Origin of the sequence: Bartonella sp. OT172YNZD, from assembly GCF_042193725.1 — a bacterium.
Lineage (GTDB): Bacteria > Pseudomonadota > Alphaproteobacteria > Rhizobiales > Rhizobiaceae > Bartonella > Bartonella grahamii_A.
This window is the reverse complement of record NZ_JBHILZ010000010.1, coordinates 1-23,128: the sequence shown is the minus strand read 5'-3', so window position 1 is coordinate 23,128 and position 23,128 is coordinate 1. Positions and strand designations below refer to the sequence as shown.

Annotated in this window: 22 protein-coding genes and 1 pseudogene; 15 read left to right on the top strand and 8 right to left on the bottom strand. The window is 37.3% G+C overall.

Going from position 1 to position 23,128, the window contains the following annotated elements:
• Positions 1-506 precede the first annotated feature (506 nt).
• The 7 genes and pseudogenes from ACFIJS_RS05785 to ACFIJS_RS05755 form a co-directional block, all read right to left on the bottom strand.
• A complete protein-coding gene (locus ACFIJS_RS05785; protein ID WP_375650588.1) occupies positions 507-2,516 on the bottom strand; it encodes a MacB family efflux pump subunit in 2,010 nt (669 codons plus the stop codon).
• Between the two features lie 3 nt (positions 2,517-2,519).
• Complete coding sequence (locus ACFIJS_RS05780) at positions 2,520-3,746, bottom strand: efflux RND transporter periplasmic adaptor subunit (RefSeq protein ID WP_375650587.1); 1,227 nt, start codon at positions 3,744-3,746, stop codon at positions 2,520-2,522.
• Positions 3,743-5,224, bottom strand: a complete 1,482-nt coding sequence (locus ACFIJS_RS05775) for an efflux transporter outer membrane subunit (protein WP_375650586.1) — start codon at positions 5,222-5,224, stop codon at positions 3,743-3,745. The genes ACFIJS_RS05780 and ACFIJS_RS05775 overlap by 4 nt, the downstream gene beginning before the upstream one ends.
• Before the next feature lie 61 nt (positions 5,225-5,285).
• Complete coding sequence (locus ACFIJS_RS05770) at positions 5,286-6,101, bottom strand: exodeoxyribonuclease III (RefSeq protein ID WP_375650584.1); 816 nt, start codon at positions 6,099-6,101, stop codon at positions 5,286-5,288.
• Positions 6,102-6,131: 30 nt separating this feature from the next.
• Positions 6,132-6,740: an outer membrane lipoprotein carrier protein LolA gene (locus tag ACFIJS_RS05765; RefSeq protein WP_375650583.1), complete on the bottom strand. Its 609-nt coding sequence runs from the start codon at positions 6,738-6,740 to the stop codon at positions 6,132-6,134.
• Between the two features lie 122 nt (positions 6,741-6,862).
• Positions 6,863-7,125: pseudogene (locus ACFIJS_RS05760) on the bottom strand (DNA translocase FtsK); the annotation flags it as partial.
• 705 nt (positions 7,126-7,830) lie between these two features.
• Positions 7,831-10,272: a DNA translocase FtsK 4TM domain-containing protein gene (locus ACFIJS_RS05755; RefSeq protein ID WP_375650582.1), complete on the bottom strand. Its 2,442-nt coding sequence runs from the start codon at positions 10,270-10,272 to the stop codon at positions 7,831-7,833.
• 729 nt (positions 10,273-11,001) lie between these two features.
• Here ACFIJS_RS05755 and ACFIJS_RS05750 point away from each other — a divergent pair.
• Positions 11,002-12,279: a ubiquinone biosynthesis hydroxylase gene (locus ACFIJS_RS05750; RefSeq protein WP_375650580.1), complete on the top strand. Its 1,278-nt coding sequence runs from the start codon at positions 11,002-11,004 to the stop codon at positions 12,277-12,279.
• Positions 12,280-13,727: 1,448 nt separating this feature from the next.
• Here ACFIJS_RS05750 and ACFIJS_RS05745 read toward each other — a convergent pair.
• On the bottom strand, positions 13,728-14,015 hold the full coding sequence (locus ACFIJS_RS05745) for an H-NS family nucleoid-associated regulatory protein (protein WP_375624400.1): 288 nt from the start codon (positions 14,013-14,015) through the stop codon (positions 13,728-13,730).
• A gap of 742 nt (positions 14,016-14,757) precedes the next feature.
• Here ACFIJS_RS05745 and ACFIJS_RS05740 point away from each other — a divergent pair.
• The 14 genes from ACFIJS_RS05740 to ACFIJS_RS05675 all read left to right on the top strand — a co-directional run bounded on the left by ACFIJS_RS05740 (position 14,758) and on the right by ACFIJS_RS05675 (position 22,880).
• Entirely contained in the window at positions 14,758-15,390 is a 633-nt protein-coding gene (locus ACFIJS_RS05740) for a TrwN protein (protein WP_375650578.1), read from the top strand.
• 124 nt (positions 15,391-15,514) lie between these two features.
• Positions 15,515-15,814, top strand: a complete 300-nt coding sequence (gene korA, locus ACFIJS_RS05735) for a KorA family transcriptional regulator (RefSeq protein WP_375650576.1) — start codon at positions 15,515-15,517, stop codon at positions 15,812-15,814.
• Positions 15,777-16,094 carry a VirB2 family type IV secretion system major pilin TrwL gene (gene trwL, locus ACFIJS_RS05730; protein WP_375650575.1) on the top strand — a complete coding sequence of 106 codons (318 nt, stop codon included), beginning with the start codon at positions 15,777-15,779 and terminating at the stop codon, positions 16,092-16,094. Before korA ends, trwL (ACFIJS_RS05730) begins: the two co-directional genes overlap by 38 nt.
• Before the next feature lie 140 nt (positions 16,095-16,234).
• Positions 16,235-16,555: a VirB2 family type IV secretion system major pilin TrwL gene (trwL, locus tag ACFIJS_RS05725; protein WP_375650573.1), complete on the top strand. Its 321-nt coding sequence runs from the start codon at positions 16,235-16,237 to the stop codon at positions 16,553-16,555.
• Positions 16,556-16,631: 76 nt separating this feature from the next.
• Positions 16,632-16,946: a VirB2 family type IV secretion system major pilin TrwL gene (gene trwL, locus ACFIJS_RS05720; RefSeq protein ID WP_375650572.1), complete on the top strand. Its 315-nt coding sequence runs from the start codon at positions 16,632-16,634 to the stop codon at positions 16,944-16,946.
• A gap of 73 nt (positions 16,947-17,019) precedes the next feature.
• Positions 17,020-17,331 (top strand): VirB2 family type IV secretion system major pilin TrwL, encoded by a 312-nt coding sequence (gene trwL / locus ACFIJS_RS05715; RefSeq protein WP_375650571.1) that lies wholly within the window; start codon positions 17,020-17,022, stop codon positions 17,329-17,331.
• A gap of 78 nt (positions 17,332-17,409) precedes the next feature.
• Positions 17,410-17,730: a VirB2 family type IV secretion system major pilin TrwL gene (gene trwL, locus ACFIJS_RS05710; protein WP_375650569.1), complete on the top strand. Its 321-nt coding sequence runs from the start codon at positions 17,410-17,412 to the stop codon at positions 17,728-17,730.
• A 52-nt stretch (positions 17,731-17,782) separates the two neighbouring features.
• A complete protein-coding gene (gene trwL, locus ACFIJS_RS05705; protein WP_375650568.1) occupies positions 17,783-18,091 on the top strand; it encodes a VirB2 family type IV secretion system major pilin TrwL in 309 nt (102 codons plus the stop codon).
• A 123-nt stretch (positions 18,092-18,214) separates the two neighbouring features.
• The gene (trwL, locus tag ACFIJS_RS05700; RefSeq protein ID WP_375650567.1) at positions 18,215-18,529 is read left to right on the top strand and encodes a VirB2 family type IV secretion system major pilin TrwL; all 315 of its coding nucleotides are present in this window, start codon (positions 18,215-18,217) and stop codon (positions 18,527-18,529) included.
• Positions 18,530-18,587: 58 nt separating this feature from the next.
• Positions 18,588-18,902, top strand: a complete 315-nt coding sequence (trwL, locus tag ACFIJS_RS05695) for a VirB2 family type IV secretion system major pilin TrwL (protein ID WP_375650565.1) — start codon at positions 18,588-18,590, stop codon at positions 18,900-18,902.
• Positions 18,903-19,027: 125 nt separating this feature from the next.
• Positions 19,028-19,336, top strand: coding sequence for a conjugal transfer protein (locus ACFIJS_RS05690; RefSeq protein ID WP_375650564.1), 309 nt, complete (start codon positions 19,028-19,030; stop codon positions 19,334-19,336).
• A 12-nt stretch (positions 19,337-19,348) separates the two neighbouring features.
• Positions 19,349-19,657 carry a type IV secretion system protein VirB3 gene (locus ACFIJS_RS05685; RefSeq protein ID WP_375650563.1) on the top strand — a complete coding sequence of 103 codons (309 nt, stop codon included), beginning with the start codon at positions 19,349-19,351 and terminating at the stop codon, positions 19,655-19,657.
• Between the two features lie 2 nt (positions 19,658-19,659).
• Positions 19,660-22,131, top strand: a complete 2,472-nt coding sequence (locus ACFIJS_RS05680; protein WP_375650561.1) for a VirB4 family type IV secretion/conjugal transfer ATPase — start codon at positions 19,660-19,662, stop codon at positions 22,129-22,131.
• Positions 22,128-22,880, top strand: coding sequence for a type IV secretion system protein (locus tag ACFIJS_RS05675; RefSeq protein WP_375650560.1), 753 nt, complete (start codon positions 22,128-22,130; stop codon positions 22,878-22,880). The genes ACFIJS_RS05680 and ACFIJS_RS05675 overlap by 4 nt, the downstream gene beginning before the upstream one ends.
• Positions 22,881-23,128: the final 248 nt, after the last annotated feature.

Genomic DNA, 23,128 nt, shown 5'->3' with positions numbered 1-23,128 from the left:
TCTCCGTTGCATAAAGTCATAAGGAATCCTAAACCAAGCGTTGCTAATACTAACTAACGCCCCTCCTTTTGCCATACAAATTGTGAAAAAAGAACCGGTACGAATAAACAAAAGGAAAAGAAAAACTATATAAACCAACACGCCTCGCATACCAGTTCATTTTTTGGATATAAGCTGTGTTTTGTTTAAACTTGCTTCTTTATTATCTTATTTGCTATCAGACACACTATCCACTTCTCTTTCCTATTTTTAGGTTAAAATCCTAAAGTTATCGTACACCTTATTCTGTATAGCTAAAAAATATAATAGAAATTTATTCATGATACGTTGTACCGTAAAACTTCATCCTTTAACGTTAATAAAGCACCCTCCACTTAACGAATAAAGCGTTTTCTAGGAAAAAGTGACCAATAATGCTAAACTTTTTCCACCCATGTTTCACTTCCTAAACGCTTCATCTAAGTGAAAAGCAACACAACAAACATACCCACTGCAATGATTGGTGCTTAATCGCGTGAGAGGGCAGCAACAGGGTCAAGCCGTGAAGCTTGCCGCGCGGGTGAAAAGCCAAAACATATTCCAATAAGGGTTGAAAAAGTAAGAGACATAATGACAGATTCAATGGTATAGATAAGATGGATAGGTGCCTTAAACAAAAGAAACAAGCCACCGATAGAAAATCCAAACAAGATTCCCAAACCACCACCAATCACACAAACCAAAACCGCTTCAATGAGAAATTGCTGCAAAATATCACTCTGACGCGCTCCAACTGCCATACGCACACCAATTTCATTGATCCGCTCAGAAACAGTGACCAGCATAATATTCATGACCCCAATTCCACCCACAATCAATGAAATAGCTGCAATTGAAGAAATTAAAAGTGTTAAAATATGTGTACTCTCCATAATACGTTCACGGAAGAATTCGGAATTTTTAATGAAAAAATCTTCCCCGCCATGCCGCATAATGAGAAGACGTTTTATCATGGTCTCCGCTAAATGTGAATCAATATCATCAGCAATCCTAACAGTAATTGCACGAACTTCTGTTGTGCCAAGAAAACGCGTTTGCACTGTTGTATAGGGTAAATAAAGCTGTAATGTATTTGATGTGTTTCCACTTGCGTGATTTTGCGAATCAACAACACCAATAATACGTGCTGGAACATTACCCACATGCACCACTTTTCCAAGGGGGCTCTCATGACTATGGGGGAAAAGAACAGGCAATGCTTCTTTCTCGATCACGAGATCAACTGCTCGATTATATACACTTTTTTGATCAAAAAACTGTCCCTTGAAAATTTTGAGCCCTTGTGTCTGAAAAAATTGTTCTCCTACCCCTACAATGACAGCATTGACTTCAACTGCACCAAAACGCACTTTCGAGCTTGCTGAAATCTGAGGTGTTACACCAGAAACATAAGATAACCCAGACAAGGCTTCTGCATCAGCCTCAACCAAACTGGTTATTTTCTCTGCTTGTGGATCAGAAAAACTTTTGCCAGGAAAAATTGTTAATGTATTAGCACCTAAACTTTTAAAGTTTTCCAGAATTTTTTCTCGTGTACCATTTCCCAAAGCCACCATAGCAATAATCGCCCCAATACCGATAATCACTCCAAGCATTGTTAAAAAAGTCCGCATGCGGTGTGCATTCATCGCCAACAAAGCCATGATAAACGCCTCACGAAACCGCTCGACAAAAGAACGAAAAAAACCCAATTTTTGTTGGCCTTTTAGATTTTTTTGTTCACGCAAAGATTGACCATCCGTTTTTATTTTTGCCCCCATAGCTCTTTTTTTTGCAACCTTTGACTGCTTATCGGCAATAATTTCTCCATCACTGATTTCGATGATACGCTCTGCTCTTTCAGCCACCTGCATATCATGGGTTACAATGATAATAGTGCGCCCTTCTTGATGCAGCTCATCCAAAATACGCAATACTTCTTGGCCACTTTGTTTATCCAATGCACCAGTTGGTTCATCTGCAAGAATAACCTCAGCATTATTCATGAGCGCACGAGCAATAGAAACACGTTGTTGCTGACCACCGGAAAGCTGATTTGGACGATGATTCACCCGATCACCCATGCCCAAGCGTGTTAAAAGATCCTGTGCACGCTTTTTCCTTGCTTCCACAGCACATCCTGCATAAATAGCTGGAATTTCAACATTACCAAGAGCTGTCAATTCATTTAACAAATGATAGCGTTGAAAAATAAAACCAAAATGATTACGCCGCAAAGCTGACAATTCATCAGCAGACAGGGAAGCCGTTTTTTTACCAGAGATCCAATAATTCCCCGAACTTGGGCGGTCAAGGCACCCTAAAATATTCATCAAGGTGGATTTTCCTGAACCAGAAGCTCCCACAATCGCCACCATTTCACCGCGTTTAATAGTGAGATTGATGTCCTTCAAAACGGTAACAAACGTTTCGCCTGCAGGAAATTTACGCACAATATTTTCCAAGACGAAGACAGCATCTGCTTGCTCTGTTTTCATGGCTTAAATCTCTTCGTCATTATGCATATCAGAAGACTCCGGCATCACCCCATCAGACGAGCCGGTGATAACGACATCGCCTTCATTAAGTCCTGAAACAATCTCTGCCATCACCTTGTTATTGAGCCCAACTGTCACCTGTTTAGTCACCACCTTGTCTCGCCCCTCCAAAACAGAAACCCACGCTTTACGCTCTTTTGTTTCATCCCGTAAAGCATCACTTGGAACCAACAAGACATTCTGAGCACGACCTAAAATAATATGAACTTGTGCAGTCATATAAGTACGTAGAAAATTGTCCTTATTATCAATATGCACAATCCCGTTATAATAGATAGCCGACGACACTAAAGAACTAGATCCCCCTACCACACTAGGATTAATACTTACATCACCACGAATTGATTCAGGAGCAGGTTCTATCCTTTCTAAATTTCCCTCATAACGACGCTGTGAATTACCCAGAACCGTAAAATAAAGAGGTTGTCCAGTACGAACTTTAAGAACATCAGCTTCTGAAATTTGTGCTTTGACAGTCATCTTTGTCAAATCACCTAAAATAACAATTGTTGGCGCCGACTGAACTGCATTGACATTCTGCCCTTCTTCCACAATTGTTGCTAAAACAGTTCCCGCTGAAGGAGCAGTTATCCGCGTATAACTTAAATTAACCTCTGCACTATCCACATCAATTTGTGCCTGCACAATCTGTTGCTGAAGTTGAGCAATTTGCGCCTCACGTATTTTCACTTGTGTTGCAGCATCATCTAGGTTAGCCCGTGAAATTGCGCGTGATTTGATCATTTCTTTCTGACGCTCTAAATTTTTCTGGGCAAGAGAAAGATAAGCTTCTTGCTCTACTAAACTAGCATAATAATGAGCTAATGCTGCTTTTTTTCTTTTCAGATCATTTTCCTGATCCGTAGGATCAATTTCTGCCAAAAGATCCCCTTCTTTCACAACACTTCCAGGAAAAACACGCATTGACACCACACGCCCTGTCGCGCGCGCACCAACAGCAACCAATCGGTAAGGACGTACAAGACCGGAAGCTAAAATACTTTCCTCAATATCCCCACGCTTCACCACCGCTGTTACATAAGTTGGGCTAGATGTTCCAAAAAAAACAGAACGCAACCATAACAACAAAAGAAGAAGGAATATAGCAGTTAAAAAGAAGGAAAGTTTTTTGTGTTTTGTAATGAAATTTTTGAGTAAGCTTTTTTTCATTTCCCTACCTTTGCACGCGAATAAGGTGCACCATCAACGACTTCCGGACGTGATACATCAACAACGCCATCCCAGCCCCCTCCCAATGCTTTCATCAACGTAATATATTGCGTAACCAAAGAAACACGGCTATCTTTAAGCGCCATTTGTGCAGAATAATAGGAGCGATCAGCATTTAACAATTCAAGAAAACTGGTATTTCCATTTTCAAAAAGGCTCCGTGAAAGTTTTAAAGAATGAAAAAAAGCCTTATTCGCAACGATAAGCTTTTCGAGGCGTTGATGTTCTTTGGTTAATCTTACAAGCGCATTTTCTACATCTTCTAAAGCTTCCAAAACAGCAGCTCGATAAGCAATAAAAGCTTGATCTCGCTGTGCACGTGCAACCGCAATAGAAGCCTTAATCTGACCTCCATTAAAAAGAGGTAAACGGAGACCTGGTCCAAAAGACCATCCAATCGTTGAATTTTTCCATAATTGATCAATTGCCGTTGCTGCTGTCGAAATATTACCTGTTAAAGTAAGTGATGGATAGCGATCTGCTTCACGTTGACCAATCCGCGCTGTCGCTTGCGCATATTGACGCTCTGCCCGTCGTAAATCGGGACGTGTTAACAAAATATCGGCTGGTATTCCGGCTGGTAACGGCCAACGTGGTTGTGGAATCTTTGCATGCCTAGCACTTTTTTGTAAAAGATCCTTCAATGCCGTAGGCACACGACCGGTTAAGACAGAAAGCCGATGAATACTCATTGCCAAATTCGCTTCCATCTGTGATATATCTGCTTCTGTATTCGCCATTTGCGCTTCTGCATTTGACACATCAAGCTCCGAAACATCACCAGCTGCCAATTTAGCACGCATCAATTCAAAAGTTTTACGCTGCGATGAAGCAATTTCCCGCACAATAAGCAACTTTTGTTGCCAACCACGCATTTGCACATAATTTGTTGCCACATCTCCCAACAGTGTTACCATGGTAGCGCGCATATCTTCTATAACCGCTTCAACACCATAACGCGCTGCTTCAACCGCTCGCTTATGCCCACCAAAAAAATCAAGCTCCCAGCTCGCATCAAAACCACTACGATATTGGTTTAAAAACGCATCAGACTGCCCAGAACGACTACGGGTTCCTGAAATCGAATTGGATACATTTGGCAACAAAGTTCCCACAACTTGTCCCAAACTCGCACGCGCCTCACGTACTCGTGCTTTGGCAACAGCAACATTATTATTTCCAGAAATCGCATAATCCATCAACGCATCTAAAACAGGGTCATTCAAACGCCGCCACCATCCGGCAAGCGCAACTGGCTGCCCAGACGCCTGTGCAGATTTTTGTCCCCAAACTTCTGGAACACGAAAAGATGTTTTCTGGTAATTAGGACCAACCATACATCCTGACAAAAGCAAACACAACAAGACACTAGAAAGTAATCCACGAGAAGCGCCCCATTTGAAATTTCTGATATACATCTACTCTCCCGCATTCTTTCAGAATCATTATTTAGTATTAATACTTTATTTACCTCTTATTTCAAACTTGACGTGAAAAATCAAATACAGTTTGCACAGGAATATGATCTGAAGGGCGTTCCCATCCGCGCGCATCACGAAAAATCGAAAGATCTACTACAAAAGGTGCTAAATCGTGAGAAGACCAAACATGATCAAGCCGCCGTCCACGGTTAGCGCGCTCCCAATCGCGTGCGCGATAACTCCACCATGTGTAAAGCTTGGTAGGAACAGGAATATGCAACCGCATCAGATCAACCCATCCACCTTGACAGCATAGAGCTTTTAAACGCTCAGTTTCAATAGGAGTATGGCTTACAACCTTCAACAACTGCTGATGAGACCAAACATCCTCTGCCAAAGGAGCAATATTCAAATCGCCCACCAAAAGAGAAGAAAGACCATCTCCTTGATCCGCACGTATGGAGGACATTTCTTCTAAAAAATCAAGCTTATGACGAAATTTTTCATTCACATCAGCATCAGGAATATCTCCCCCAGCAGGAACATAAAAATTATGAATCCGCAAGCTTCTCCCATGGGCTTCCACAATAACTGAGATATAACGGCAATCTTGGTTTTGGCAAAAGAAACGTTTTTCTACCTTTTTAAAAGGCAAACGAGAAATAATAGCCACCCCGTTATAAGATTTTTGTCCACTCAATGCGATATGCTTATAACCCGCTGCTTCAAAAGCCTCCACTGGAAATAAAGCATCTGGACATTTTGTTTCCTGTAAACACAAAACATCTGCGGAAAAGAGTTCCAAATACTGAAAAACCTGCGCAAGACGCAAACGAATAGAATTAATATTCCAAGTTGCAATACGAAAGAACATCCATTTCAATCCCAATGAAACAACACCGCTCTATTTCTTCGAAGGAAGTGTAAACATTCCATTAGCGAACCGGACGTCTGTCCGCACATTCATAACCTGCACAGTAGTTTCCAAATTTTGTTGGTCAACAATTGTCCACTGGCGCAAAGCAGAGCCTTTAGAATCAAAAACCATCCTTATTTGCCCTACCCCAATCGTTTTATCACGCAGAACAATCGTCACAGCCCCTGGATCTTCGCGAAATGCCAACAAGCGCCCAGAAGATACATCAATTTTATCATCTAACAGAAACTTCATTGGCGTTTGCGAAAGTTGTGAAAAGTTCCAAGTATTCAAAGCCCGATTGTTAATACCCACAAATTGGCCATCTGCAATAATCTGTAAAGGCATTTTTTTGTAAATGAAACGAATTTTCCCTGGACGCTCTAAATAAAATGTCCCCTGAGACATTTTTCCCTTTGGACTAAACTGAATAAAATCACCTGTCATTGTTTTGATTGCCGCAAAGTGATTCACAACATTTTGCGCCTTTATCACTTTATTAGATGCTTGCGAAAAAACAGGAAAAGTTAAACACCAAAAGATAATAATTCCCACCAACCCAAAGACTCTTCTTTGCGGTAAAAAAGACGTTTTCATAAAAAATGCTCCCAAGCAATACTTCATTAACTTTATAATTCATAACTTAAGTGATCAACGCTGAATAAATACCCTTCTTTATAAGATATAAGATACTGTTTGAAAAAACTATCAAAAGATTTTTAAAAGTATTCTTCTTCTATAGTCCCCAAAACTTTCCGCTTACCCATATCATTTGCTGAACTAATGATGTGCCTTCTTCTTCCATCCTTTCAATCAATGTTGCAGCACGGTTATAACTAATGCCTAAACGATGTTGAATATAAGAAGTGAAGCCTTACGATCACGAAGCACAATGGCAACAGCTTGACAAGAGGGATCACCTGCTCAAGAAAAATCCTTCTTTATTTCTTGCGATCTCTTGCAGTATCGTTTCCAAATAATCAGTCTGCGTTTAAGTTTCCAAAATCATCCAAATTTCCTGCTTTTCTGCTGATTTTCTAAACGCATAATATATTATTTTCCACCTCTCATCTATGAAGCAACATAAATTATAGTCAATACATAACGGATTAAGTACTAAACATATTACTCGTGAACCTGAAAACTCTTTACAAGTAGCAAAAATTCTTTTTTGACTTCCTTCCAACCCAAAAGAATAAAAATTTTCACCTGAACCAGTCTGTAAACAGTTTGGAATTTAGCAGATTTCACTTGGCTTCCCACCCTATATGATTCATTTATATAAAGCTCGACAGATCAGAGCCTTGCCCTAAATACTCAGAGCGCACTTTAAAAGATACTTAAATATCAAGCCTTACATGCTTTTATACCCCTACACTCGCAATGACATTATTTATACCAAGATATTGATTTATAATAAATTATCTTTTTAACTTAAATCATAACACCAAATACAGTAAGATTTTCTCATATTGAATCAACTCAAATCATTTGCTTGCACGTTACAAGCAAGATTGGTGTGTGGATAAAAGCTATATAAAATAAAGAAGCCCCTTATAAAGAGTCTCAAGTGTCAAGGAGCCATCGCAAATTGAGAACTAGTGTATGAAAATGCAGACTTTCTACGATGCAGTAAGATAAATACTTATTTTATAAGATATGATAAAAAAACAACTATATAGATTTTTCAAAAGCGTTCTTCTTCGGCAGGCACTAAAATTTCTCGTTTCCCTGCGTGATTTGCTGGGCTAATGATACCTTCTTCTTCCATCCTCTCAATCAATGTCGCAGCACGGTTATAACCAATGCCTAAACGACGTTGAATATAAGAGGTTGAAGCTTTACGATCACGAAGCACAATAGCAACAGCTTGACTATAGGGATCATCTTCAGAAGGAGAAGCCAAAAAAACATCAGCACCATCCTCTTCCACTTCTTGCGTAATTGTTTCCAAATAATCAGGTCGCGCTTGCGCTTTGAGATGCGCAACAACCTGCTCCACTTCATCATCTGCAACAAAAGGCCCATGCACACGCTGAATACGTCCTCCTCCCATCATAAAGAGCATATCTCCTTGTCCTAATAATTGCTCGGCCCCCTGTTCACCTAAAATTGTTCGGCTATCGATTTTTGAACTCACAGAAAAAGAAATACGTGTAGGAAAATTGGCTTTGATCGTCCCAGTAATAACATCGACGGAAGGACGCTGTGTCGCCATAATTACATGTATACCGGCAGCACGTGCCATTTGTGCTAAACGTTGAACCGCGCCTTCAATATCTTTACCAGCAACCATCATCAAATCAGCCATTTCATCAATAATGACAACAATATAGGGCATCGGACTAAAATCAAGTGTTTCCGTTTCATAAAGAGGCTCACCAGTTTCATGATCAAAGCCCACTTGAATTGTACGCACCATTGTCTCTCCTTGACTTTCTGACTCCTTGAGACGTGCATTAAACCCATCAATATTACGAACGCCTAGTTTTGACATTTTACTATAGCGCTCTTCCATTTCACGAACAGCCCACTTTAAAGCAATCACGGCTTTTTTAGGATCTGTCACCACGGGTGTTAATAAATGAGGAATGCCATCATAAACCGAAAGCTCAAGCATTTTCGGGTCCACCATAATGAGACGACATTGTTCAGGTGTCATACGATAAAGCAATGATAAAATCATCGTATTGATAGCAACAGACTTTCCCGATCCTGTTGTACCAGCAACCAAAAGATGGGGCATTTTTGCTAAATCTGTAATAACGGCTTCCCCCCCGATTGTCTTACCCAAAGCAAGCCCTAGCTTTGCTTTGCTGTCAATAAATTCTTGCGCCTGCAATATCTCTCGTAAATAAACCATCTCACGCTTTGCATTAGGCAATTCTATTCCAATAACATTACGTCCTGGAACCACCGCAACACGCGCCGAAATCGCACGCATCGAGCGTGCAATATCATCTGCCAAACCAATGATACGGGAAGACTTAATGCCAGCAGCGGGTTCAAATTCATACAAAGTTACCACCGGTCCAGGACAAGCATCTATAATTTTTCCTTTGACCCCAAAATCTAACAAAACCCCTTCAAGTTCCTGAGAATTTGCTCTTAAAACAGCAGGAGAAAGTTTTGCATCCCTAACAGACGATGGTGGAACTGAAAGATAATCTACAAGAGGAAGAACAAAACCACCATTCGAAGAAGCTGTTAAAGACTTTCGATTTTTAACAGGAGAAACATAGGCTTTATTTTGATTTTCCTCACACTTTACTTTTCCACCCAAAAAAGTTGGCTCAATCCGATCAAATGGTTTTCCTTGCCCTTTACTCTGAAAAAGCCTTTTGAAACAGAATAAATGAAAAAAACGCGCTTGTAAAAAATAAAAAAGATGCAAAAGAGCGCCACAAGTTGTCACAAAAAAACCATTATTTTCACGATCATCTTCTGCGGCATATTCCGTATTTTCTTCCAACTCAAAGACTGAATTAACGATTTCGTCTTTTGGAATGCTTTTTTCTTTTCTTTTCTTTGTTCGACGCCGCCATATCACATTGCCAGCAAAAGCAGCAGTGAAAAAACCTAAAAGAATAAAAACAACACTGAAAAACACTGTGTAAAGAGGAGAAAGAAAAAGAGGAAAGACTGAAGAAGCAAAACTCAAAGCTTTATCTCCTAAAACCCCTCCCAATCCCGTTGGCAATGGCCAATAAGTAAAAGAAGCAACAGGTGACATAAGGGCAAAAGCAATTAAAAAACAAATCGTTGATAGAAACCATAAAAAAAAGCGCAAAGTCAAATTGTAGATATTCTTTTGCGCCAACAAGAGAAAAGACCAAAATAATGGCGGTAACAAAACAGCAAGACTTGCTAAGCCAAAAAACTGCATAATAAAATCTGAAAAAATTGCCCCCATCCACCCCATAAGGTTTGTAACCTCATTTGTACTTGCATGGGTTAAAGATGGGTCCGCAACATTCCACGTCGCCAAAGCAAACACACAAAAAATAATAAAGCCCAAAAGCCCAAGCCCAATAAATACCCCTATCTGACGCAAAAACATCTCAATAAGACGCGAACCTTGAGAATTTCGCACTTTTAATGAATCATAAGGAGAAGAACTTCGGTGCATCTATCAATTCCAAATACAAAACTTTCACATTTTAAAGAGTTATAACTTCCTCTCTCTTAAAAACGGATGAAGCTTAAACTCTGTGCCGATCTGTAAACAAATAGTCTGTAAACAATCCGACTTCTTATCTAACACGTTCTACCTTCTAACCACCTCATATTATTCATATATCACTACCCTAAGAGACAATCCTTCATAAGACGCACAAAAAGCTCTCCCTGAATATTTATCACACAATCAACCAAAAAACACCTCATGTATAAAGTTTTACATGGGTCCTATAGCACCTTCCTAAACAGATGATGTTTTTACGCTACATCATGATAACGGCAAAATATGAATACTGTTTTAACCATCACGAATGAACACAATTTTTATCTATCATACTAATTAAATATACCCTTTCAGGACAGGCACACTAAAATAACTCATACAACTTAAAAAACACACGACCATCTTTGTGTATTTTTAGTTTTCTTTTTCATCAACCAAGTGTAAAAAGAATTAAAGAGGATATTCAAAAAAAGCGTATCCGATAAATCTGTAAAATAAATCACAGAAATGATTAAGCAGAAGAACTCTGAAAAACCAATCTGTCATCAGATTAGCGCCAAAAAGAAGCCTCTTTTTTGTAAAGTAGAAAGAAAAGTAAAAGTTAAGATATTTTAGACAATTTAAAAAGATATTCTTTTTAAAAGAAAGCAAACTGTAAACAATGGAAGAAGTATTGTGTTTTCTAATCGCAATAAAGACGTACAACCCAATAAAAAAATTAAATCTCATAAAACTAAACAATGTGATCTGCTCATTGCAGGGGGGGCAGCTGTCGGTTTAACCCTAGCGATAGCACTCAAGCAAACAGCTCCTAATCTGAAAATAAAAATTGTTGATGCTGCTCCACAAAGAGATACTCCTGCTTCTAACATACGAACCATTGCCCTTGCTGCTGCTTCTATTCGTATGTTAAAACAATTACAATGTTGGAAACCTATAAAACCCTATGCGCAACCCATTCATTCAATGATCATCACAGATACAAGCACAAGTGATCCTGTCAAACCCACTCTTTTAACCTTTGAAGGCGACATTAACCCCGGTGAGCCCTTTGCTGCTATGGTAGAGCATAGAGAACTCATCAACACTTTAAAAAAACGTGTCAAAGATCTCAATATCCCTGTTATTGCAAACACGCTTGTCATTGATTTTCATCAAGAAGACCAACATACAACCGTCACCTTAAATAATGAAGAGGTTTGGCAAACAAAATTGCTTATTGCAGCCGACGGAGCCCATTCGAAATTACGCCAAAAAGCAGGTCTTAAAAACTTTTCTCATCCCTATAAACAAACAGCGATCATCTGCACAGTTGAACATGAAAAACCCCATAATGGTCAAGCAATTCAACATTTTTTACCTGCCGGTCCTTTTGCTCTTCTCCCTCTCAAAGGCAACCGATCCGCTATTGTGTGGAATGAAGATCATAAAACTGCGCAATATTATCTCAAAGCTGATGCACTTATTTTTGAAGCAGAACTCGAAAGACGCATTGGCCATCGATTAGGCAAACTCTCTTGGAATGGCGAACGTCAAGCTTTTCCTTTGAGTCTTTCTTTAACACGTCAATTCATTAAACCACGTTTTGCTCTCGTTGGCGATGCCGCCCACACTATCCACCCCATTGCAGGACAAGGACTCAATTTAGGATTACGCGACAGCGCTGCCCTCGCTGAAGTGATTATTGAAACAGCACGACTAGGTCTTGACATTGGCTCCCTAACTGCTTTAGAGCGCTATCAACGCTGGAGACGTTTTGAAATTGTCCGTATGGCTTTAAGCAATGATTGGCTTAATAAACTCTTTTCTAATGATAGCCTTCTTTTACGGATGCTCCGCGATACCGGCCTGGGAATCGTTAATCAAGCGCCAAAAATAAAAAAATATTTCATTCAAGAAGCTGCCGGACTCACTCCAAATGCCCCACGTCTTCTACACGGCTCCCCACTTTAAACAAAAATTCATACTATTTCACTTTGTTACAACCTTTGCCTCCCTCCTTCAAAGAACAAAAAATTCCTATCTCATCTAATCTGTTTATAAACCGGATTCCTGTAGAGTAATTTTCTCTTGACTATCTCCTCCCATATTTCACTTAACATAAGACTCGACAAGCAAGCTACATTCTAAGAATATTCACCACGCACTGAAAAAAACATTTAATGTCTCAAAGAGATTGCCTTATATCACCACACCTTGCGACAAAACAAAATAAACAAGACTTTTTTAGCACACAACACTTTTATTTATAAATAATAAATTCATTGTTCTCATATTGAATAAGAAATCTAAAGATCATAAAATATCTTTATTTCAAATCTCTCTCATGTTGAAGCAATCAAAATCATTCGCTTGCACATCACAAGCGAGAGTGTCGTATAAATACAAAGGAATAAAAAGCCTCACCCTCTCAAGTACTAAGGGCTTTAGCACCATTGGAGGCGAATAAAGTGTATAATGGCGCCAGCTTACACTTTTTATTGAAGTAAAATGGTGGTGTACAATGGGTTTTATATGATCATAGGGACTTTTACGTTATACTATTCACGAGAAGCGCCATAAAATAAGCTTAGTTGCATTGAAAAATTTTTCCTTTAAAAAAGGCGCGCTAAATTAGCAACACTAATGTATTCCATTTGGGGCATTCTGTTTCTCAGAAAAACCCTTTAACTTATTGTGGAATACCACACGATTTTAGAAAAAAATATTCTGATATATAACAAAGTGTTCCGTACTCTATACCATCACACACAATTGTAAACTTATAGACCACCCCCTATTTCACACCATAAAAAAAAGATAAACCGCAATAGAAATGACTCAATCCTTTTATTTTCAAATACGCTCTTTATTCATTATTCATAAATGCTCATAAATGAATTTTAATCACAAACGCTCATAAATATGTCATAAATTCTATAAAAGCCATAACAGCCATAGAAATTTTCATTTCCTACACACTAACTCATCTTAACTAAACGAACGATAAATAAAGTAAATGCCTCATATATAATCCTACAGAAAAAAGACCAAACAAAATCTATAACATCAGGATTGTTCTACAGAACAATATTTCAAAAATATAAGTATGCTAATTTATTAACATAGACTACAAAGAGCAACGTCAATAAAACTATAAAAAGAGGTGAAGTATCCCTCTCTCTCAAATGCCAAAAGCAATTACAATATTTTAATCTGGCATTGTCATTATGATTGCCAGATTATAACAATAAGACCTTTTGCATTTAAATACATTTGTTCATGCTCCCTATCATTTTATTTGATCACTCAATACTTTAATATATTCGTTATGCTTATACAATCAAATTACCCAAAAGAGCATACTTCTTGCATTTACATTCCTTGGTATTCCCTCTTATCTTGTAAAGATCGCACATGTGTTATGTTACTTCAAGTTCATCGAGTGTATACCCATTCTCCAACCACTCTTTAATCCACTTAGGTCTACGTCCACGCCCATTCCATAATTCCCATTGGTTATTGGGATTTCTATAATGGCGCTCTTTGCTCACAAGATCAGCGATATCAATTCCATGGGCATTAGCAATTTCAAGAATTTTTCGTCGCGCATTTTGCTTTTCCTTTGCTTGCCGTTTTTTTAATTCTACATCGATTTGTGTACGCATCTCTTGTAGTTCATCAAAATTCATATTTTTGAGTTCATTCACCTTAATTACTCCCCTTGCAAAAAAGATTTTTTTCTTGCCATATTTTAAACACAATTATAGACAATTTCTGTCCATTTGTTATCGAAATTAAATTTACGATACATATATCACTTTGACGGAGATGTGCTTTGAACCACAAAGAGCTGTTTATTGGTATATCAATTACCACCACTGCATCTTTTTTCAGTTCACTCGTTGGAACGACTAAATGCAGTACTGAAACGCCATCACACCTCTCTGACTCTCATGAATCAGTAGTCAAAAGTAAATATAAATCGTCACTCTATAAATTATGGCAATACGCAACAAAGAACAAGCCCTCTCTGTATAATGATAGTGTATTTCATTATAACAATAAAACCTTCCCTCAAACACAAGGGCTTTTTACTTCGTATAAATATTTTTTGAAAGGATTTTTGCAACTAGGGAATTATATAAAACAAGCAACTTCAATACAGTATCAAAGATTATTATTTTTTAAAAGCGGCGTCTTTTTTCGTAATTCCAATAATATTGATTGGCGTAATGTACTCTATTTTATTCCACACTTTTATCTTGTTGGTTGGATATTCGCATATATTAGAAATATTCTTAGACGAGAACAAAGCAATAATCACAAGGAACATTCTAAGCTAAATAATCTCGTTCTGCAAATTTATAAAGTCAAAAGACAACGAGAAAAAGCACTACAAAGAATTAGCATTTGTATTAATAAAATTTTTCATAATAAGGTGTATTGCTAATGATTGTTCCAGATTTCACATTTTTTGCTGCTGCATACATATCCAATATGCCTCCTATAACATTTTCAGTTATCGCCGAACAAGAAGCGCCGGACAATGTCTATGCAACAGATGATAAAGATAACTTGTTCTATCAATCATCTCAGCTTAAGGAAACAATCGCAACAACTGAACAGTTTAAACAGGGTAAACATAATTTTAACACAATTTTAGGACAAATTGATGTTAGAAATATGAAATTGTTTTCTCTTTTTGATGCATTTGATTTTTGCAAAAATCTTACAGCTTTACAAATTGCTTTAACTTACTGCTATGAACAAGCAACATCAAAGTGCATCTTTGAAAAAGCGACTTTGCAGTCTGTGCTGAATTTTTACAACACAGAAAACTCAAACCACGCATATCTACAGAAAGTTACTTCATATATTGGAGTAAAAGCTGCTGTACGAGGAAATGAAGATTTGCAGGAGCCCGTAAAGCTTAAAAAAGAAGAACCAGAACAGACAACTAAAGTAGATTCTCTTCCTCTCTCTTCAAAAGAAGAGGAAGATGCATTTACACATAAAGAAAGTAGCACCCTCGATGCTTTTTCAGCTCAAGATTTTTCTTCATCGAGAGGATCGCTAGAGTGATGACTGACATTTTCACGAAACCCTAGAATTTTGATAGGATATTATAATGAAAGGTAGATAAGAAAATGTTAAAGCTCTAATTAGTAAGATTGAACAAAATCTCTTCTAATTGAGGGCAAAGATAATGAAAATGATAGAACAAAACAGCGTTGATATAGCATTTAGTCAAAAAGCAGCACGTGAGATTACAGTCGTAATGCTTTCAGAAAGAGAATGGTATTTCACGTTTATTTCTGATGATCCAATCACCGGAAAACCAAATAAATATACATTACTTACACAAAGAGGAAAACTAAGAACTTGGGCTGATCCAAAATATCTTTTTAAGTTTCTTCATAAAAGAGGGGTCATTTGTGGGAGTTTTAATCTTAATCAGGATAAAGAACATGAAAAAATTAAATATTCTTCATACAACAGCTCGTAATAAAATTGCTGCATTTTCTGCGGCTTTAACTGTATTTTTTATGACCAATCCTGTATGTCCCCAAGCAGCAGGTTTAAGTACTGCAAAAAAGGCTTTAGAGGAACTCCAAAAAGATTTAAAAACGATTATCCCTATCGCCGCTGCCGTGATACTTTTGTGCTTAGCAATTGGTTATGCAGGGCGCTATATCGGAAAAGATACATTCGTACGATGGGCAATTGGTGTCATTATCGCTGGTTCAGCAGCTGAACTTGCCAGTTTATTATTTAAACCCAGCTGATAAATCTTTTGAAACATGAAATGCTTCTTTCGTAAAAAAGAAATTTAGGTTTCACTACTTTTATTGCACATCAATAAAATTATTCTTTATTTCATGGGAAAACTATTTACGCTGAATACAATTCAATAAGGTTAAACAATATGAGAAAATTAATCAATTTTCAATTGAACAATAATAATAAAATTACCGCAACTTCTGCAGCTTTAATTGCATTTCTTATGAACAATCCCGTATGGGCTCAAGCAGCAACAGGTTTGAAAAACGCAGATACAGCTTTAAAAGCACTCCAAACAGACTTAAAAATGATTATCCCTATTGCTGCTGCCGTTATACTTTTATGCTTAGCAATTGGCTATGCAGGGCGCTACATCGGAAAAGATACATTCGTACGGTGGGCAATCGGGGTCGTTATTGCTGGTTCAGCAGCTGAACTTGCAAATATGTTATTCAAGGGCGCGTAATGAGAATGGCTATTCAAAGTCATGTTGTATAAAATATTTTTTTATTTAAAGAAAAATCTAAATTGAGATAAACAATATGAGACAATCAAAAATTCTTCAAACAATAATTCAGAATAAAATTACTAAAACCTCTGCAGCTTTAACTGTATTTTTTATGGCCAATCCTGTATATGCTCAAGCAGTAGTTTTAGATCCTGCAAACAAAGCTTTAACTGCTCTCCAAACAGACTTGAAAGCGATTATCCCTATTGCTGCTGCCGTGATACTTTTGTGCTTAGCAATTGGTTATGCAGGGCGCTACATCGGAAAAGATACATTTATACGGTGGGCTATCGGGGTCGTTATCGCAGGTTCAGCAGCTGAACTTGCAAATATGTTATTCATAAAATGAGAATGACTGTTAAAATCATATTGTATAAAATATCTTTTTATTCTAAAGATAAATCTAAATTGAGATAAATAATATGAGACAATTAAAAATTCTTCAAACAATAATTCGGAATAAAACTACTAAAACCTCTGCAGCTTTAACTCTATTTTTTATGGCCAATCCTGTATATGCTCAAAAATTAACAACTGCAAAAACTGCTTTAGAAAAACTCCGAGATGACTTAAAGCTGCTTATCCCTATTGCTGCTGCCGTGATACTTTTGTGCTTAGCAATTGGTTATGCGGGGCGCTACATCGGAAAAGATACATTTGTACGATGGGCGATTGGAGTCGTTATCGCAGGTTCAGCAGCTGAACTCGCAAATATGTTATTCAACGGCGTGTAATGAGAATGGCTATTCAAAGTCATGCAGTAGAAAATATCTTTTTATTCTAAAGAATAAATCTAAATTGAGATAAACAATATGAGACAATCAAAAATTCTTCAAACAATAATTCGGAATAAAATTACTAAAACCTCTGCAGCTTTAATTGTATTTTTTATGGCCAATCCTGTATATGCTCAAATAAAATTAACAAATGCAAAAACTGCTTTAGAGGCTTTACGGGACGACCTCATTCAAAATATTATCCCTATTGCTGCTGCCGTTATACTTTTATGCTTAGCAATTGGTTACGCAGGGCGCTACATCGGAAAAGATACATTTATACGGTGGGCAATCGGTGTTATTATCGCTGGTTCAGCAGCCCAACTTTCTAAGCTATTATTCACAGGTACAGTTTGAAATTAACTATGGCAACATATAAAAATATTATTTAAATCTTAATGAGAGAAATATGCAAAATTTAATTAGCCTCAAATCAAAAAATAATAACAGAGTTGCTGCAATTTCTGCAACTATAATTGCATTTTTTATAACGCATCCTGCATATGCAAAAATAGAGAACGCTAGTAAAGCTTTAGGGGCTCTGAAAACAGATCTTATTGATAATATTATTCCTGTTGCTGCTGCTGTTATACTTTTATGTTTAGCAATTGGTTACGCAGGGCGCTACATCGAAAAAGATACATTCGTACGGTGGGCAATTGGTGTCGTTATCGCTGGGTCAGCAACCCAACTTGCTACAATGCTATTCAAACCATGAATAAATATAATACAAAATGTTTTTAAGATAAAAATTCATCCAGTAATTATTAACATGGCAAAATGCTATTCCATTTGTAATAGTAAATACAAAGCATTCATAAGAACTTAATAAGAGTAAAATATGCAAAAATTAATTAGCCTCAAATTAAAAAATAACAACAGAATCAATGCAATTTCTACAATTATAACCGCATTTTTTATAACAAATCCTGCATATGCAGCGTTAAATAATGCTAAAACAGCTTTAGAAAGTCTCCAAACAGATCTTACTACTAATATCATTCCTATTGCTGCTGCTGTAATACTTTTATGCTTAGCAATTGGTTACGCAGCACGTTACATTGAAAGGGATACATTTATACGATGGGCAATCGGTGTTATCATCGCTGGCTCAGCAACCCAACTTGCTAAAATGCTATTTACAGATCAAACGTGAATTAGTATAATACATAATGTTTTTAATGTAAGAACTCATCTAATAATAAGAGTAAAATATGCAACAACTAATCAACTTTAAATCAAGAAATAACAACAGAATCATTGCAATTTCTGCAACTATAGCTGCTTTTTTTATAACGCATCCTGCATATGCAAAAATAGATAATGCTAAAAACGCTTTAGAGGCTCTGAAAAAAGATCTTACTACCAATATTATTCCTGTTGCTGCTGCTGTTATACTTTTGTGTTTAGCAATTGGTTACGCAGGACGCTACATTGAAAGGGATACATTTATACGATGGGCAATCGGTGTTATCATTGCTGGCTCAGCAACCCAGCTTTCTACAATGCTATTTACAGGTCAAGCATGAATTAGTATAATACATAATGTTTTTAATACTCGTCGATTATGGATTTGCACCAGTAATAATGTCACTCATACTACGAAAAAAGGAATATTATTTATAGCAACTTGAATTAAAAGGGGATAAAAGATATGAAACAATTAAATACGCTTCAATCAAAAATATGTAAGATTAGTGCTATTGTTATCACTTCAGTTATGTTCTTAGTCACTCAATCTGCATATGCTCAGACAGAAACAAAGAGTTTAGATGTTTTCATAGGGATGCAATATGGATTAAGTATAATTATTCCTATCGCTGCTGCTATCATTCTTTTATTACTTTTGCTTATTTATATATTTCGCATCATCGCAAGAGCTACATTTATTCGATGGGCATTCAGTGTTATTATTGCTGGTGCAGCTTTCTATATTAGCCATATATTATTTCACCTCCAGTGACGAGAACATCCCATGAAATCACAAGAAAAAAAAGAATTCCCCTTATTCAAGGGAGCAACACGTGTTCCAACTATATGGGGTGTCCCCATGATGCCATTTATCGTTATGGTTATGGGGGTCGCTGTTATTGCTATGACAATAAATATCTTTTTGTGGGTTATAGCGCCGCCATTATGGTTTATTATGGCGCAAATTACCAAAAACGATGATAAAGCGTTTCGTATCTGGTGGTTATGGATCGATACCAAATTTCGTAATCGCAATAAAGGTTTTTGGGGCGCATCAAGTTATAGTCCCTCTAATTATAATAAAAGGAGATAAGCATGACAGCTGTTGAAAGCAGCAAACGTCTTATATCAGAGACACCTGTAAGTCTGTTCCTGCCTTATTCACATCACATTACAGATACGATTATCTCTACTAAAAATGCAGAGTATCTGTCGATTTGGAAGATTGACGGACGCTCGCATCAAAGTGCTTCAGAAGATGATATTTTTCAATGGATAAAAGAACTTAACAACACTCTACGGGGTATCGCATCGGCCAATTTATCATTTTGGACGCATATTGTGCGCCGCCGTGTTTATGAATATCCTGATTCAACATTTGATCAAATGTTTTGCTATCAACTTGATGAAAAATATCGGCAAAGCTTTACTGGCTATAATTTGATGGTCAATGATTTATATCTGACTGTCATTTTTCAACCGATAGCGGATAAAATTATGTCGTTCTTTTCTCAACATGAACGTGAAACGCTTGATCAAAAAAAGATGCGACAAGACTCATGTATCAAAGAACTCAATGACATCAATCGTACTTTAGGTCAATCTTTAAACCGTTACGGTGCAGAACTTCTTGGTGCTTATGAAAAAAATGGACATGCTTATTCTTCTGCACTTGAGTTCCTTGGAATGCTTGTCAATGGTGAATATCGCCCCATGCCAATTTGCCAAGACCGTTTTTCTGACTATATGTCTATCAATCGACCTTTTTTCTCAAAATGGGGTGCTCTTGGTGAACTGCGAACAACCAATGGAATGCGTCGATTTGGAATGCTGGAAATTAAAGAATATGATGCAACAACCAAACCAGGACAATTAAATGTTTTGTTGGAAAGTGACTTTGAGTTCGTATTGACGCAGAGCTTTTCGGTGCTCTCCCGACATGCTGCTAAAGACTATTTACAACGGCATCAGCGTAATCTTATTGATGCACGAGATGTAGCAACGAGCCAAATTGAACAAATTGACGAAGCACTAAACCAGCTTATCAGTGGACATTTTATCATGGGAGAACATCACTGCACATTAACTATCTATGGTGATACAATTCAACAAGTTCGCGACCATATGGCCAAAGCAAGTGCAGCATTACTAGACGTTGCGGTACTGCCCAAACCTGTAGACTTAGCGATAGAAGCTGGCTATTGGGCACAACTTCCTGGCAATTGGAAATGGAGACCACGTCCTGCTCCGATTACATCATTGAACTTTTTATCATTTTCATCTTTTCATAATTTTATGTCAGGAAAACCCACTGGCAACCCATGGGGTCCAGCCGTCACAATTCTTAAAACAACCAGTAAAACACCGCTTTATTTCAATTTTCATGCCTCCAAACTTGAAGAGGACTCGACAGATAAACGTTTGCTTGGTAATACCGCACTTATCGGACAATCTGGTTCTGGTAAAACCGTGTTACTCGGCTTTTTGTTAGCACAAGCACAAAAATTTAAGCCAACAACTGTTGTTTTTGATAAAGATCGTGGCATGGAAATTGCCATTCGAGCGATGGGTGGAAAATATTTAACATTCAAGCCAGGCAGGAAAAGTGGTTTCAATCCTTTCCAACTCCCACCCACACAAGAAAATCTGATTTTTCTGAAACAATTTGTTAAAAAATTGGCAGAAACTGGTGGTGAGGTCACGCATCACGACGAGGAAGAAATTAATAAAGCGGTTATGTCTGTTATGAGCAGTAACATTGACCAATCACTCCGTCGTTTGTCCTTTCTGGTACAATTTTTACCAAATCCACGTTTAAGTGATTATAATGCTCACCCATCTGTTCATGCTCGCTTACTAAAATGGTGTGAAGGTGGTGATTATGGATGGTTATTTGATAATCCCCATGATGCTCTTGATCTCTCAACACATCAAATTTACGGCTTTGATATTACGGAATTTTTAGATAATTTTGAAACTCGCACCCCAGTGATGATGTATTTGCTTTACCGCACAGAAGGCATGATTAGCGGACAGCGATTTATGTATATCTTTGATGAGTTTTGGAAGCCTTTGCAAGATTCGTACTTTGAAGATTTAGCGAAAAATAAACAAAAGACTATCCGTAAACAAAATGGTATTTTTGTTTACGCAACACAAGAGCCTAGCGATGCCTTGGAAAGTAATATTGCCAAAACACTTATTCAACAGTGTGCGACTTACATTTTTCTAGCTAATCCCAAAGCAAACTATGAAGATTATACAAAAGGCTTTAAATTAACAGATACCGAATTTGAACTCGTTAAAGGACTTGGTGAGTTTAGTCGCCAATTTCTCATTAAGCAGGGTGATCAATCTGCGCTTGCAGAACTGAATCTTAGTAAATTCCATCTGACAAGCGGTGGAAAAACCATCGAACACGACTTTAGTGACGAGCTCTTGGTTTTATCAGGTACACCTGATAACGCAGAATTAGCCGAAAGCATTATCGCGGAAGTTGGTGATGATCCGGCAATATGGTTACCAATTTTCTTACAGCACGCAAAAAATGACAGGAGGGAAACATGAAAAAAAGGGTCATTCCAATAGTAGTTGTAATGACTTTAGGGATTTCAAACCCAGCAATAGCTTGGGTTTGGGGCGCTGGAGCAGCAGATTTGGGAGCATCAGTTCCAACGATGTGGCCCAATTTTTTTGGAAGTTCATCTTCAAATACATCAACGCCTAAAAAACCTTCACAACCTGATGCCCAACTTCTCGATACGCTAAAAAAACAACTTGAGAAAACAAAAAAGATACACGAGTCTATAACGGGAAGCCAAAAATTCGACACTAAAAAACTTAGAAATGCACAAACAGATCACAGCAGTTTTTTTCTCAAAAATCCAGAAACGCTCTACAATAGAAATAAATCTTCTGCTCTATCTGCATCACTTAAAAATATTTTAAAGGAAGAACAAATTCCTATCTCTGTCCATGAATCTAGCAGTTTTATCAACGAGCGTATCCGATATACAGCCATCACTGATAAAGCCGTAAGTTTAAAGACTTTTGAAGAAGCAAAAAATCGTTTTCAGAAAATTGAAGAACTATTAAACGAAATCAAAACAACAAAAGATCTAAAAAGTATTGCTGAGTTACAAGCACATATAATTGGAATGCTCGCTATGCTACAAAATGAAACAGCAAAACTACAAATGGTCACACATTTACGCAACGCTGAATATACACTTATCAAACAGCAGAAGGACAAACATAACATAAAAATTTTGAATAGTAAAAATACGAACATGCCTACCATAAGATTTATTAGATAAGGTTTTTTATAACAATATTTCGTGTATTATTTTTCCTTTATGCTCGTAAAAAGCAAAAGTTAATGCATAATATTCAGTACTCTCTCATAAACTGAAAAGATCTACGAAAATTAATTCTATCCTAAAAAACTCAATGAACAATGCTTAACAATCATATAAAGTTGAAAATTTGTTAAAGAGGAATTCCATGAACTTTACAGTGTTCACGCAACTTTTCAATAAAATTGATCAGATAACAAAAACATATG